Raw genomic sequence first — 12340 nt, forward strand, 5'->3', positions numbered from 1 at the left:
CCAATTAAATCAATGGTCAGCTCGTCCCCGGCTTCATTGGGCGTCAGGACAACTTTATCGATCATTGCTCTAAGGTGTTGTGATGCCTCAGTACGTCGCTCAGAACTGTTGAGCGTTGCCATGACGTTTGAGACTTCCTGCTTGTAGTAGGCGCTCATATTGGGGTGGAAGATCACCTGTTCCTCAGGCTGATTGCTCAGAAGATGTCCCAACTCTTTGAGACGGTCTGAGCGAAGACTGCACGGTCTTTCAGCATCTCTGCTAGCTCACCACCGTCGCAGATCGATTGCACGATCTTTTCTTTCTCGCGTGTGAGCTTGCCCTGTTCTGTGATGAAACTGTTCCGCGCGGCGTTTTGTTCGCGGTGCAGCGCATTCAGGCGGTTGTTGTATTCTTTGCAGAAGGCCTCTATCCCTGTATCAGGCCAAAACATATGTCACGTGAAAAAGCGAATGAAGACCTTTTGCCAGAAATGAAGGATAGGAAGCTGAATACGCTCCACAAACTGTCAGTCTAAAGTAGCCTCGCAATACCAGCCGGACTGGACGTCTCTGAGCATGGGCGGAAACCGGAAGTTTTCTGCTCGCGCGCCACTTTCTTTGACGATCCGAGGAAGCGGGCATTCAATCAATAAATTTGCAATCAGAAGGTCTGCGGTTCTCAGTTCGAGTGGGGTTACGACTTAAACACCAGTCAGATCCTCTATTTGACGACGAAAAAGCGCTGCTTTAAATGATCGACAAAAATTTGTTCGACGAAATCACTGAGCAAAAACTCCCGGATCGTGCGACACGACACACAGTACACGTCCAGTGAACACAAGGCCTGGAATGGCCAATGGAAACACTACTTTGTTGTGCCCAACATCCCTGCGCTGCTGTCACGATAAAGGTTCAGCAGCCATGAATTGAAGGTTTTTCGGCAAGCGGTCTCAGCGGTATGTCTAATTTGGTCGTGATCTGCTTTCTGAGGATCATCGTCTCATCATGCCGCCATACTATAGCGCATCGTAGCAATCCAAAGTAACGATCCGCTTCTTCACCTTTCTTATTGGGTTTTATCCGCCGCCGGGTGCCGCGGAATCTGGACGAAGAAATACTGACTCGAGCTTAGTGCGAGGCTGATGTTCCTCGACTGCGTGGTAGGTCAATACCAGCATATCTTACCCTAGGACTTTTTATTCTGTCTGAAGAAGAATTGAGGAGTAGGGTGATTGATACAAAGGCTGATGAGCTCAGGCTTCATGTCGCCAAAATCCGACACACATGAGTTTTCCATAAAGAGCACTGATCGTAAGTAGGCTTGATCTCATAGTTATGGTAGTTTTCGCCTTCTTGCGCACATGTTTGGCTTTTTTGACGGTAAGGTGTTTAGTCTTTCGAGGCCATTATGAACCGTTTCGAGTTTATACGTGATCGTGTTATGGTTGTGTCGGTCGCTTAAATTAATGCGATCACGGTTGCTTTCCCGTTCAGTACATTCTGATGACTTAAGGATAGCGACGCTGATACATTATTGAGTGTTGCAATAGAGGCAGGGCAGGCGACAGCTGGTTACATGTGAACTTTACCTTGCCCTTCCTCCTTTTCTCCCCTATAGGAACCCATCGCTCATTAGGTTTGCTGTGCGAATCTCATAAGGGTGGTGAATTTTCCGTGCTTTCGTACGGGTTTACATAACCCACCAGGTTATAGGGTTACCCGTCATAAGGGGCCTTCTGGTGCTTAGGACAAGGAACAAAGGCGATGAACGCCAATGATCTGCGCGATAAGACCGTGGATGAACTCCGCGATCTGCTTGCTTCTTATAAAAAAGAGAGCTTCAACCTGCGTTTTCAGCAAGCCACTGGTCAGCTGGAAAACACGTCCGGTATTCGTGCCGCACGTCGCAATGCGGCTCGCGTCAACACAATCCTGAACCAAAAAGCTGCTGCTGCAGCAGCTGAATAAGGTAGAACAAGATGCCCAAACGTATCCTGTCTGGCGTTGTGACCAGCGACGCAAACGCACAAACTGTAACCGTGTCTGTTGAACGTCGTTTCACACATCCGGTTCTGAAGAAAACCATCCGTAAGTCCAAGAAATACCGGGCTCACGATGAACAGAACGCTTTCAAGGTCGGCGACACTGTACGCATCATCGAATGCGCGCCGAAATCGAAAACGAAACGCTGGGAAGTTCTGGAAGCCTAAGAATCTCACTCTGAGATTCCTGGCGACTTAACTTCACAGTTAGTCGAAACCCTGGGGGCAACGCCACGCATCGGCGCCCCATAGGTCGGGAGAAACCACATGATCCAGATGCAAACAAATCTGGATGTAGCTGACAACTCCGGCGCACGCCGAGTTCAGTGCATCAAGGTTCTGGGTGGTTCCAAGCGTAAATACGCATCCGTAGGCGACATTATTGTTGTCTCGGTTAAGGAAGCCATTCCACGTGGTCGCGTTAAGAAAGGTGACGTCCGTAAGGCCGTTGTCGTGCGCACCGCAAAAGAAGTACGTCGTGAAGACGGCACCGCGATCCGTTTTGATCGCAACGCAGCTGTTATTCTGAACAACAACAATGAGCCCGTAGGTACACGTATCTTTGGCCCAGTTGTTCGTGAGCTGCGCGCCAAGAACTTCATGAAGATCATTTCGCTGGCACCGGAGGTTCTGTAACAATGGCTGCAAAACTCCGTAAAGGCGACAAGGTCATCGTTCTGGCCGGTAAGGACAAGGGCAAAGAAGGCACAATCACGTCTGTTGACCCTAAAGCTGGCAAAGCTGTTGTTGATGGTGTGAATGTTGCCATTCGCCACACACGTCAGTCCCAGACCGAGCAAGGCGGCCGCCTGCCTAAAGCTCTGCCGATCCAGTTGTCAAATCTGGCTCTGCTGGACAGCAACGGTAAAGCAACGCGTGTTGGCTTCCGCGAGGAAGACGGCAAGAAAGTGCGCTTTGCAAAAACCACAGGGGAGACCGTTTGATGTCTGACGCAACTTACACCCCCCGCCTGAAGACCCAGTATCAGGACAGCATTCGTGCGTCTCTGAAAGAGGAATTCGGCTACAAGAACGACATGCAGATCCCTAAGCTGGATAAAATCGTTCTGAACATCGGTTGTGGCCGCGCTGCTGTTAAAGACAGCAAAAAAGCCAAATCCGCACAGGCAGACCTGACCGCAATCGCGGGCCAAAAGGCTCTGACCACCGTGGCAAAAAACTCTATCGCTGGCTTCCGTGTACGTGAAGGCATGCCGATGGGTGCCAAGGTGACCCTGCGTGGCGAGCGTATGTATGAATTCCTGGATCGTCTGATCACCGTTGCTATGCCTCGTATCCGCGACTTCCGCGGCGTATCCGGCACTTCTTTTGATGGTCGCGGCAACTACGCCACCGGCCTGAAAGAGCACATCGTATTCCCAGAAATCGACTTTGATAAAGTTGATGAACCCTGGGGTATGGACATCGTGATCGCTACCACAGCGAACACCGACGCTGAAGCCAAGGCACTGTTGAAAGCTTTCAACATGCCCTTCAACAGCTAAAGCGCGGGAAGGATAGAGACATGGCTAAGAAAAGCATGATCGAACGCGAGAAGAAGCGCGAGCGTCTGGTGGCAAAATATGCTGCGAAACGTGCCGAGCTGAAAGAAATCGCAAACGACGAATCTCGCCCAATGGAAGAGCGTTTCAAAGCGCGTCTGAAACTGGCGAAACTGCCGCGGAACTCCTCGGCGACCCGTCTTCACAACCGTTGCCAGCTGACCGGCCGTCCTCACGCTTACTATCGTAAGCTGAAGATCAGCCGTATTGCGCTGCGCGAGCTGGGTTCTGCTGGTCAGATCCCCGGCATGGTCAAATCCAGCTGGTAAGGAGAGAGCGATATGAACGATCCTATCGGTGATATGCTGACCCGCATCCGCAACGCACAACTGCGTGGCAAATCCACCGTTTCCACACCCGCATCAAAACTGCGTGCGTGGGTTCTGGACGTGCTGGCGGACGAAGGTTACATTCGCGGCTACGAGAAGACCACCGGCACTGGCGGTCATCCGGCGATTGAAATCAGCCTGAAGTACTACGAAGGCGAACCTGTAATTCGTGAAGTGAAGCGGGTCTCTAAGCCCGGTCGTCGCGTGTACATGTCCGTCAATGACATCCCACAAGTCCGTCAGGGCCTGGGTGTGTCGATTGTCTCCACCCCTCGTGGTGTGATGTCGGACGCAAAAGCGCGCGCAGCCAATGTTGGTGGCGAAGTGCTTTGCACCGTCTTCTAAGGAGGTCTTTCGATGTCTCGTATTGGTAAAAAACCAGTTGAGCTGCCCAGTGGTGTTACTGCCTCTGTGTCAGGTCAGACCGTTGAAGTGAAGGGCCCGAAGGGTGCTCGTACTTTCACTGCAACTGACGATGTCGCAATCTCGGTTGAAGACAATGTCGTTAAAATTGACCCACGCGGTATGTCTAAGCGTGCGCGTCAGCAATGGGGCATGGCCCGCACCATGGTTGCGAATCTCGTAACTGGTGTGACCGAAGGCTTCAAAAAAGAGCTGGAAATCAACGGTGTTGGTTACCGGGCACAGATGCAGGGTAACACTCTGAAGCTGAACCTGGGCTACAGCCACGACGTCGACTTCACTGCGCCTGAGGGTATCACCATCACCGCGCCGAAGCAGACTGTCATCATCGTTGAAGGCATTGACCAACAACTCGTTGGCCAAGTTGCGGCAAACATCCGCAAATGGCGTGCGCCAGAGCCCTACAAAGGCAAAGGTATCAAGTACAAAGACGAGTTTATCTTCCGCAAGGAAGGCAAGAAGAAGTAAGGACCAGCAAAATGGCAAACAGCAAAAGAACTCTGTTTCTGAAGCGCCGTCTGCGCGTCCGGAACAAACTTCGCAAGGTCAACGCAGGTCGCGTTCGCCTGTCAGTTCACCGCTCAAACAAGAACATTTCTGTTCAGGTGATCGACGACACACGTGGCGTGACCCTCGCGGCGGCTTCGACTTTGGAAAAAGATTTGGGTTTCTTCGGCAAGAACAATGTCGAAGCAGCGACCAAAGTAGGTGCAGTGATCGCAGAGCGCGCGAAAGCGGCTGGCGTGAGCGAAGCTTACTTCGATCGTGGTGGCTTCCTGTTCCACGGCAAAGTGAAGGCTCTGGCCGACGCTGCGCGTGAAGGCGGCCTGAAGATCTAAGTCTTGCGGGCAGCCTTCGGGCTGTCCCGATGATCCGGGGGGCAGGGGGCTTTCGCCGCTTGCTCCACTAGGATTGGATTAATGGCGCCAAACGCGCCCATATATAAGGAATGCCAAGATGGCAGAACGTGAAAACCGCCGCGGCCGTGGCCGTCGCGAAGAAGAGACACCGGAATTTGCAGATCGTTTGGTCGCAATCAACCGCGTTTCCAAAACTGTAAAAGGCGGTAAGCGCTTTGGTTTTGCAGCTCTGGTTGTTGTTGGCGACCAAAAGGGCCGCGTTGGCTTTGGTAAAGGTAAAGCCAAAGAAGTACCTGAGGCGATCCGTAAAGCAACTGAACAAGCCAAGCGTCAGATGGTCCGTGTACCTCTGAAAGAAGGCCGCACATTGCACCATGACGTCGAAGGTCGTCACGGCGCAGGTAAAGTTGTAATGCGCACCGCACCTGAAGGTACCGGTATCATTGCAGGTGGTCCAATGCGTGCTGTTTTCGAAATGCTCGGCGTAAAAGACGTTGTTTCGAAATCAATCGGTTCGCAAAACCCTTACAACATGATCCGCGCAACTCTGAACGGCCTGACCAAAGAGTCCAGCCCACGTTCGGTTGCTCAGCGTCGTGGCAAAAAAGTTGCTGACATTCTGCCCAAGCGGGACGAAGCACCTGCTGAAGCTGAAGCATAAGGAGACGAAGTCATGGCGAAAACCATTGTTGTAAAACAGATCGGTTCTCCGATCCGTCGTCCAGCCGATCAACGCGCAACTTTGATCGGTCTGGGTTTGAACAAAATGCACAAGACCCGTGAGCTGGAGGATACTCCTTCGGTACGTGGCATGATCAATAAGATCCCGCACATGGTCGAAATCATCGAAGAGCGCGACTAAGCCCTCTTTTAAAATGATTCTGAGAACGCCCCTAAGATCATCTTAGGGGCGTTTTTTGTTATTTTTCTTTATTTGCCCAATAAGTAAGCAAGTATTCTATGGGGCTGATTAAAGCTGTTGCCCTTGTGAATTGAGTTAATTTTTCATCTATGCTGCAACTGCATAACAGATCGTCCGAACCGTCAATTGTTAGCGCCATCGCATCGCTTTATATCTTGTCTTGTCAGTTAGGGAGCCTGACGCGCTGTACCGGAATAGGTCCGGTACTCAAATGTATAGGATGACAGACATGGCATATGTAAACACCACTGCCGCTACTTTTGGCCCCTTCGCTCGCCTCCATGCTTTGGTTGAAGGCTTTAAAGCCCGCCTTGCACTCTACAAAGAATATTCTGCAACCGTTTCAGAAATGATGGCTTTGTCAGAGCGCGAGCTGAACGACATCGGCATCTCACGTTATGATGTGAAAGAGATTGCGCGTAAGCATGTTTACGGCGCTTAAGTCACAAGAATTATAATTCAAGCTCATTATCCCCTCCCGATGAGCTGAGTGTAACGCCTCCGGTTCCTTCCCCGGAGGCGTTTTCTTTTGCGATCAAACGTCGAAAATTTGTGATCGAATTTGAGACGATTCATATAGGTACGGGACTGTGGGTAAGGGGGGATGCTCAGAGCCACTCTCAGGCGGTTGCTTCTGCGATCCTGTCAGACCCGTCAATTTGACGCTATCCTGATGAATACGGGCGTTTCGATTGATTGGTTCTCTTTCCTTGATCCGTTGAAGCGTTCCGTCTATACGCACCCGGTGGCAGTTCGTCTGCCAGAGAATCACGAAACAAAAGCCGTGTTTGATCCATTCGCTTCGAGGGTCAATTCCGGCAAGAGGAGAAGCGACATGAAACTTCATGAACTGCGCGATAACGAAGGCGCAACTAAGAAACGCACACGCGTTGGCCGTGGCCCCGGTTCCGGTAAAGGTAAAATGGGTGGCCGTGGTATCAAAGGTCAAAAGTCTCGCTCGGGTGTAGCCATCAATGGTTACGAGGGCGGCCAGATGCCATTGTACCAACGTTTGCCAAAGCGTGGCTTTAACAAGCCGAACCGTAAGTCCTACGCGGTTGTAAACCTGGGCTTGATCCAGAAGTTCATCGACGCAGGCAAACTGGATGCAGCGACCATCACCGAAGATAGCCTGGTGGCATCCGGTCTGGTTCGCCGCAAGCTGGACGGTATCCGCGTTCTGGCAAAAGGTGAATTCACTGCCAAAGCAACCATCGCAGTGACCGGCGCATCTAAAGCAGCGGTAGACGTTGTTGCACAGGCCGGCGGCGCTCTGACCGTGGCAGCTGCGGAAGCAGCAGCCGAGTAAATCGGTTGTGACCTTGTGAGCGGCGAAAAAGCCGCTTACATAGTGTTCAGAGTTTTCCTTAACGCCGTCCGAGCCGGGAAATGGTTCAGGGCGGCGTTTTCGCAAGAAGAGACCTTTTTTATGGTATCAGCAGCAGAACAAATGGCGGCGAACACCAGCTGGGCCGCACTTGGCAAAGCCACGGATCTGCGCAACCGCATCCTGTTCACCATTGGATTATTGATCGTTTATCGTCTTGGAACGTTCATCCCAGTGCCCGGGATCGATGCGAATGCGCTACGTGAATTTATGGAATCAGCGGGTGCTGGTATTGGTGGCATGGTCTCCATGTTCACCGGTGGCGCATTAGGGCGGATGGGTATCTTTGCTCTTGGCATTATGCCCTATATCTCCGCCTCGATTATCGTTCAGTTGCTGACATCGATGGTGCCCGCGCTCGAACAACTCAAGAAAGAGGGCGAGCAGGGCCGTAAAAAGATCAACCAATATACCCGTTATGGTACCGTGGTGCTGGCGACAGCGCAGGCCTACGGGCTTGCGGTTTCGCTTGAGAGCGGTGAACTGGCGACCGATCCGGGGCTCTACTTCCGCTTGGCGTGTATGGTAACCCTGGTTGGTGGTACTATGTTCCTGATGTGGTTGGGGGAACAGATCACCAATCGCGGTATCGGGAACGGTATCTCGCTTATCATTTTTGTTGGTATTATCGCTGAAGTCCCTGCTGCTCTGGCGCAGTTCTTTGCATCGGGTCGTTCTGGTGCGCTGAGCCCTGCTGTGATTTTGATGGTCATTGCGATGGTTGTCGGAATCATCATGTTTGTGGTCTTCATGGAACGCGCATTGCGTAAAATCCACATACAGTACCCGCGTCGCCAGGTTGGTATGAAGGTTTATGATGGGGGGTCTTCGCATCTACCGGTCAAGGTAAACCCAGCAGGTGTAATTCCAGCTATCTTTGCCTCGTCCTTGTTGCTACTGCCAACAACGATCTCAACCTTCTCAACCGGTGCCACCAATGGTCCTGTGATGTCATGGTTGCTCGCGAACTTTGGCCCCGGCCAACCACTATACTTGTTGTTCTTCGTCGCGATGATCGTTTTCTTTGCGTACTTTTATACGTTCAACGTTGCATTCAAACCTGATGACGTGGCGAACAATTTGAAAAACCAAAATGGTTTTGTTCCGGGAATTCGTCCAGGTAAAAACACGGCTGCTTATCTTGAATATGTTGTGAACCGCATCTTGGTGTTGGGATCAGCCTATTTGGCGGCTGTTTGCTTGTTGCCGGAGATTTTGCGTGGCCAGTTCGCAATTCCGTTCTATTTTGGCGGCACGTCAGTGTTGATTGTTGTGTCCGTGACGATGGACACCATCCAGCAAGTACAGAGCCATTTGCTCGCGCATCAATACGAAGGCTTGATTGAAAAGAGCCAACTCAGCGGGCGTAACAAGAAACGCAAGAAACGGGGACCGTCGCGTCGATGACTAACATTATTCTCTTAGGCCCTCCGGGCGCTGGTAAAGGTACGCAGGCTAAAAAATTGGTTGAATCCCGCAATATGATTCAGCTGAGCACCGGAGATATGTTGCGTGAGGCGCAAGCCTCGGGCACAGAGATGGGCAAAAAAGTTGCCGCCATTATGGCCGAAGGAAAGCTGGTCACCGACGAAGTGGTGATCCTGTTGATCCACGAAAAGATGTCAGCAGGCGCAGAAGGTGGTTTCATCTTTGATGGGTTCCCGCGCACTTTGGCTCAGGCAGATGCGCTGGCGACTCTTCTGGAAGAGATGGGTCAGTCACTGGACGAGGTGATTGAACTGCAGGTCGAGGATGAGGTTCTGGTTGACCGTATTGTGAACCGCGCAGAAGAAGCCCGTGCTGCGGGCTTGCCTGTGCGTGCCGATGACAATGCGGAAAGCGTCAAAATTCGTCTGATGGAATACTATAAGAAAACCGCGCCTCTGTTGGGCTACTACTATGCCAAAGGCAATTTAAGCGCGGTTGATGGACTGGCGTCGATTGATGATGTCGAAGGTTCTATCGCGGCGATTCTCGATAAATAAAATCGCTTAGATTTGAATATTTGAAACCCGGTCTTGAAGGCCGGGTTTTGTTTTGGAAATGTGCAAAATGAAACCCTGTCAAGAGGTATTGACCATTTTGATACAAACACCTAAAGGTTTCAGCTCATAAGAGAATCATCTTGATTTGGGAACTGGAATGGTTCAGTGACCAGCTGGATGACAGTAAGCCCGTAAGTGGAAGCTTCCGGGCTTATGTTGTGAAAAAAGGTTCTGGGATTACGGAACCGCAACTTAAAAAGGAAAGTCCAACGTGGCACGTATTGCCGGCGTAAACATCCCCAGCGCTAAGCGGGTTCCTATCGCCCTCACATATATCACCGGTATCGGTACAACTTCCGCTCAAGCGATCTGCGAAGCGGTAAACATCGACGCAACCCGTCGTGTGAACGAGCTGTCTGACGCTGAAGTTCTCGCCATTCGTGAGCACATCGATGCAAACTACACCGTTGAAGGTGACCTGCGTCGTGAAGTGACCATGAACATTAAACGCCTGATGGATCTGGGTAGCTACCGTGGCCTGCGCCACCGTCGTAATCTGCCTGTCCGTGGTCAGCGTACCCACACCAACGCTCGCACGCGCAAAGGCCCCGCAAAGGCCATCGCTGGTAAGAAGAAGTAAGGGAGGGTTCGATCAATGGCACGTGATAAGACTCGTACAAAGAAAAAAGAGCGTAAGAATATCGCATCGGGCGTTGCCCATGTAAACTCTTCGTTCAACAACACCAAAATCCTGATCTCTGACGTACAGGGCAACGCGATCTCTTGGTCGTCTGCGGGTTCGATGGGCTTTAAAGGCTCACGTAAATCCACGCCTTACGCGGCTCAGATGGCTGCAGAAGATGCGGGCAAAAAAGCGCAGGATCACGGTGTGAAGACGCTGGAAGTTGAAGTTCAAGGCCCTGGTTCTGGTCGTGAATCAGCTCTGCGCGCTTTGGCTGCAATTGGTTTCAACATCTCGTCCATCCGTGACGTGACACCAATCGCGCACAACGGCTGCCGCCCACCAAAGCGTCGCCGCGTATAAGCACAAAAATTACGCTGGGACCTTGCGAACTGCACGGTCCCAGTCCGCGTTTATAAAACCTCGGGCGTCCAATCCCTTTGGGACATGGGGGACGGACAGGAATGGAGGGACTGCATGATCCATAAGAACTGGGCAGAACTGATCAAGCCAACACAGCTTGAAGTCAAGCCAGGTAATGACCCCGCACGTCAGGCCACCGTTATCGCAGAACCGCTGGAACGTGGTTTCGGTCTTACACTGGGCAACGCGCTGCGTCGCGTGCTGATGAGCTCACTGCAAGGTGCAGCTATCTCAAGTGTACAGATCGACAACGTCCTGCACGAGTTCTCTTCTGTTGCAGGTGTTCGTGAAGATGTCACCGACGTCATCCTGAACCTGAAGCAGGTTTCTTTGCGTATGGAAGTAGAAGGCCCAAAGCGTCTTTCTATTTCTGCAAAAGGCCCCGCAATCGTGACTGCGGGTGACATCGCAGAATCTGCAGGTATCGAAGTTCTGAACCGTGATCACGTGATTTGTCACTTGGACGACGGTGCGGATCTGTTCATGGAGCTCACTGTGAACACTGGCAAAGGTTATGTGTCCGCAGACAAAAACAAGCCAGAGGATGCGCCTATTGGTCTGATTCCAATCGACGCGATCTATTCACCAGTCAAGCGCGTGTCTTACGATGTTCAACCGACTCGTGAAGGTCAGGTTCTGGACTATGATAAGCTGACCATGAAAGTTGAAACCGATGGTTCGATCACGCCTGATGATGCGGTAGCTTTTGCTGCACGTATTCTGCAGGATCAGCTGTCGATCTTCGTGAACTTCGACGAACCAGAATCAGCCGGTCGCCAGGACGAAGATGACGGTCTTGAGTTTAACCCACTTCTGCTGAAGAAAGTGGATGAACTGGAACTGTCCGTACGTTCTGCAAACTGCCTGAAGAACGACAATATCGTTTACATTGGCGATCTGATCCAGAAAACCGAAGCAGAAATGCTGCGCACGCCCAACTTTGGCCGTAAGTCTTTGAATGAGATCAAAGAAGTACTGTCTGGTATGGGGCTGCACCTTGGCATGGATGTCGAAGATTGGCCGCCAGATAACATCGAAGATCTGGCCAAGAAGTTTGAAGATAGCTTCTAAAATGTTTCGCAAGGGGGCTATTGCCCCCTTCGCAAATTCCCGGGGTTGGCCGGGGTTATAGCTGGGCATGTGCCCCAAGGAGAGCACCCCGCACGCATGGGGCGCCAGACAAAGAAAAACGCAAGATACAAGGACTGAACATATGCGTCATAAACGTGGTTACCGCCGTCTCAATCGTACGCACGAGCACCGTAAGGCTCTGTTTTCTAACATGGCTGGCTCGCTGATTGAGCACGAGCAAATTAAAACGACTTTGCCTAAAGCAAAAGAACTGCGCCCGATCATTGAAAAAATGATCACGTTGGCAAAGCGTGGCGATCTACACGCACGTCGCCAAGCCGCAGCAAAACTGAAGCAGGAACAGTATGTTGCAAAACTGTTTGATGTTTTGGGCCCTCGTTACGCAGAGCGTAAAGGTGGTTATGTCCGCATCCTGAAAGCTGGCTTCCGTTATGGTGACATGGCGCCAATGGCGATCATTGAATTTGTCGACCGTGATGTAGACGCAAAAGGCGCTGCTGACAAAGCACGCGTTGCAGCTGAAGAGCTGACAGCAGACGCTGAATAATTTGCGATTTCCCAATCGGGAATTGTTGCCCTCGCCTTTTTGAAAGGCGAGGGTTTTTCTATATATATGAGATGGAATTACATTTGCACGTCGACGCCATTTTTCC

General features: G+C 51.5%; 20 protein-coding genes and 1 pseudogene. 19 read left to right on the forward strand and 2 right to left on the reverse strand.

Features of this window, described 5'->3' with window-relative positions:
• Window positions 1–212, reverse strand: a pseudogene (locus tag BLP79_RS19570) (recombinase family protein); the annotation flags it as partial.
• Complete coding sequence (locus tag BLP79_RS18465) at window positions 197–433, reverse strand: hypothetical protein (RefSeq protein WP_090221172.1); 237 nt, start codon at window positions 431–433, stop codon at window positions 197–199. The pseudogene BLP79_RS19570 and the gene BLP79_RS18465, both read right to left, overlap by 16 nt.
• A gap of 1312 nt (window positions 434–1745) precedes the next feature.
• On the opposite strand from BLP79_RS18465, the gene rpmC reads away from it, so the two are divergent.
• The 19 genes from rpmC (at window position 1746) to rplQ (ending at window position 12234) form a co-directional block, all read left to right on the forward strand.
• A complete protein-coding gene (rpmC, locus tag BLP79_RS18470) occupies window positions 1746–1949 on the forward strand; it encodes a 50S ribosomal protein L29 (protein ID WP_090221173.1) in 204 nt (67 codons plus the stop codon).
• A gap of 11 nt (window positions 1950–1960) precedes the next feature.
• Window positions 1961–2191, forward strand: coding sequence for a 30S ribosomal protein S17 (rpsQ, locus tag BLP79_RS18475; protein ID WP_076628854.1), 231 nt, complete (start codon window positions 1961–1963; stop codon window positions 2189–2191).
• 99 nt (window positions 2192–2290) lie between these two features.
• Entirely contained in the window at window positions 2291–2659 is a 369-nt protein-coding gene (gene rplN / locus BLP79_RS18480; protein WP_005621870.1) for a 50S ribosomal protein L14, read from the forward strand.
• A 2-nt stretch (window positions 2660–2661) separates the two neighbouring features.
• A complete protein-coding gene (gene rplX / locus BLP79_RS18485; protein WP_090221174.1) occupies window positions 2662–2967 on the forward strand; it encodes a 50S ribosomal protein L24 in 306 nt (101 codons plus the stop codon).
• Window positions 2964–3527, forward strand: coding sequence for a 50S ribosomal protein L5 (gene rplE, locus BLP79_RS18490; RefSeq protein ID WP_090221175.1), 564 nt, complete (start codon window positions 2964–2966; stop codon window positions 3525–3527). The genes rplX and rplE overlap by 4 nt, the downstream gene beginning before the upstream one ends.
• Window positions 3528–3547: 20 nt before the next feature.
• Window positions 3548–3853, forward strand: coding sequence for a 30S ribosomal protein S14 (gene rpsN / locus BLP79_RS18495; RefSeq protein ID WP_090221176.1), 306 nt, complete (start codon window positions 3548–3550; stop codon window positions 3851–3853).
• 12 nt (window positions 3854–3865) lie between these two features.
• Window positions 3866–4258 (forward strand): 30S ribosomal protein S8, encoded by a 393-nt coding sequence (rpsH, locus tag BLP79_RS18500; protein ID WP_090221177.1) that lies wholly within the window; start codon window positions 3866–3868, stop codon window positions 4256–4258.
• Between the two features lie 12 nt (window positions 4259–4270).
• Window positions 4271–4804 (forward strand): 50S ribosomal protein L6, encoded by a 534-nt coding sequence (gene rplF, locus BLP79_RS18505; protein WP_090221178.1) that lies wholly within the window; start codon window positions 4271–4273, stop codon window positions 4802–4804.
• An 11-nt stretch (window positions 4805–4815) separates the two neighbouring features.
• Window positions 4816–5175 (forward strand): 50S ribosomal protein L18, encoded by a 360-nt coding sequence (gene rplR / locus BLP79_RS18510; RefSeq protein ID WP_090221179.1) that lies wholly within the window; start codon window positions 4816–4818, stop codon window positions 5173–5175.
• A gap of 118 nt (window positions 5176–5293) precedes the next feature.
• A complete protein-coding gene (gene rpsE, locus BLP79_RS18515; protein WP_090221180.1) occupies window positions 5294–5857 on the forward strand; it encodes a 30S ribosomal protein S5 in 564 nt (187 codons plus the stop codon).
• 12 nt (window positions 5858–5869) lie between these two features.
• Window positions 5870–6058, forward strand: coding sequence for a 50S ribosomal protein L30 (gene rpmD, locus BLP79_RS18520; RefSeq protein ID WP_090221181.1), 189 nt, complete (start codon window positions 5870–5872; stop codon window positions 6056–6058).
• Between the two features lie 289 nt (window positions 6059–6347).
• Window positions 6348–6560, forward strand: a complete 213-nt coding sequence (locus tag BLP79_RS18525) for a DUF1127 domain-containing protein (RefSeq protein ID WP_090221182.1) — start codon at window positions 6348–6350, stop codon at window positions 6558–6560.
• A gap of 393 nt (window positions 6561–6953) precedes the next feature.
• Window positions 6954–7427, forward strand: coding sequence for a 50S ribosomal protein L15 (rplO, locus tag BLP79_RS18530; protein ID WP_090221183.1), 474 nt, complete (start codon window positions 6954–6956; stop codon window positions 7425–7427).
• 120 nt (window positions 7428–7547) lie between these two features.
• On the forward strand, window positions 7548–8912 hold the full coding sequence (gene secY, locus BLP79_RS18535) for a preprotein translocase subunit SecY (protein WP_090221184.1): 1365 nt from the start codon (window positions 7548–7550) through the stop codon (window positions 8910–8912).
• Window positions 8909–9490, forward strand: coding sequence for an adenylate kinase (locus BLP79_RS18540; protein WP_090221185.1), 582 nt, complete (start codon window positions 8909–8911; stop codon window positions 9488–9490). Before secY ends, BLP79_RS18540 begins: the two co-directional genes overlap by 4 nt.
• A 271-nt stretch (window positions 9491–9761) precedes the next feature.
• The gene (gene rpsM / locus BLP79_RS18545; RefSeq protein ID WP_090221186.1) at window positions 9762–10130 is read left to right on the forward strand and encodes a 30S ribosomal protein S13; all 369 of its coding nucleotides are present in this window, start codon (window positions 9762–9764) and stop codon (window positions 10128–10130) included.
• Window positions 10131–10145: 15 nt separating this feature from the next.
• Window positions 10146–10535, forward strand: a complete 390-nt coding sequence (gene rpsK / locus BLP79_RS18550; protein ID WP_090221187.1) for a 30S ribosomal protein S11 — start codon at window positions 10146–10148, stop codon at window positions 10533–10535.
• Window positions 10536–10649: 114 nt separating this feature from the next.
• Window positions 10650–11666 (forward strand): DNA-directed RNA polymerase subunit alpha, encoded by a 1017-nt coding sequence (locus BLP79_RS18555; RefSeq protein WP_090221188.1) that lies wholly within the window; start codon window positions 10650–10652, stop codon window positions 11664–11666.
• Window positions 11667–11808: 142 nt separating this feature from the next.
• The gene (gene rplQ, locus BLP79_RS18560) at window positions 11809–12234 is read left to right on the forward strand and encodes a 50S ribosomal protein L17 (RefSeq protein ID WP_090221189.1); all 426 of its coding nucleotides are present in this window, start codon (window positions 11809–11811) and stop codon (window positions 12232–12234) included.
• Window positions 12235–12340: the final 106 nt, after the last annotated feature.

Origin of the sequence: Epibacterium ulvae, assembly GCF_900102795.1 — a bacterium.
GTDB lineage: Bacteria > Pseudomonadota > Alphaproteobacteria > Rhodobacterales > Rhodobacteraceae > Epibacterium > Epibacterium ulvae.

What these genes read in the sequence shown, in the direction of transcription:
- BLP79_RS18465 (WP_090221172.1), bottom strand. Translation starts at nt 433, where the DNA reads ATGTTTTGGCCTGATACAGGGATAGAGGCCTTCTGCAAAGAATACAAC.
- rpmC (WP_090221173.1), top strand. Translation starts at nt 1,746, where the DNA reads ATGAACGCCAATGATCTGCGCGATAAGACCGTGGATGAACTCCGCGAT.
- rpsQ (WP_076628854.1), top strand. Translation starts at nt 1,961, where the DNA reads ATGCCCAAACGTATCCTGTCTGGCGTTGTGACCAGCGACGCAAACGCA.
- rplN (WP_005621870.1), top strand. Translation starts at nt 2,291, where the DNA reads ATGATCCAGATGCAAACAAATCTGGATGTAGCTGACAACTCCGGCGCA.
- rplX (WP_090221174.1), top strand. Translation starts at nt 2,662, where the DNA reads ATGGCTGCAAAACTCCGTAAAGGCGACAAGGTCATCGTTCTGGCCGGT.
- rpsN (WP_090221176.1), top strand. Translation starts at nt 3,548, where the DNA reads ATGGCTAAGAAAAGCATGATCGAACGCGAGAAGAAGCGCGAGCGTCTG.
- rpsH (WP_090221177.1), top strand. Translation starts at nt 3,866, where the DNA reads ATGAACGATCCTATCGGTGATATGCTGACCCGCATCCGCAACGCACAA.
- rplF (WP_090221178.1), top strand. Translation starts at nt 4,271, where the DNA reads ATGTCTCGTATTGGTAAAAAACCAGTTGAGCTGCCCAGTGGTGTTACT.
- rplR (WP_090221179.1), top strand. Translation starts at nt 4,816, where the DNA reads ATGGCAAACAGCAAAAGAACTCTGTTTCTGAAGCGCCGTCTGCGCGTC.
- rpsE (WP_090221180.1), top strand. Translation starts at nt 5,294, where the DNA reads ATGGCAGAACGTGAAAACCGCCGCGGCCGTGGCCGTCGCGAAGAAGAG.
- rpmD (WP_090221181.1), top strand. Translation starts at nt 5,870, where the DNA reads ATGGCGAAAACCATTGTTGTAAAACAGATCGGTTCTCCGATCCGTCGT.
- BLP79_RS18525 (WP_090221182.1), top strand. Translation starts at nt 6,348, where the DNA reads ATGGCATATGTAAACACCACTGCCGCTACTTTTGGCCCCTTCGCTCGC.
- rplO (WP_090221183.1), top strand. Translation starts at nt 6,954, where the DNA reads ATGAAACTTCATGAACTGCGCGATAACGAAGGCGCAACTAAGAAACGC.
- secY (WP_090221184.1), top strand. Translation starts at nt 7,548, where the DNA reads ATGGTATCAGCAGCAGAACAAATGGCGGCGAACACCAGCTGGGCCGCA.
- BLP79_RS18540 (WP_090221185.1), top strand. Translation starts at nt 8,909, where the DNA reads ATGACTAACATTATTCTCTTAGGCCCTCCGGGCGCTGGTAAAGGTACG.
- rpsK (WP_090221187.1), top strand. Translation starts at nt 10,146, where the DNA reads ATGGCACGTGATAAGACTCGTACAAAGAAAAAAGAGCGTAAGAATATC.
- BLP79_RS18555 (WP_090221188.1), top strand. Translation starts at nt 10,650, where the DNA reads ATGATCCATAAGAACTGGGCAGAACTGATCAAGCCAACACAGCTTGAA.
- rplQ (WP_090221189.1), top strand. Translation starts at nt 11,809, where the DNA reads ATGCGTCATAAACGTGGTTACCGCCGTCTCAATCGTACGCACGAGCAC.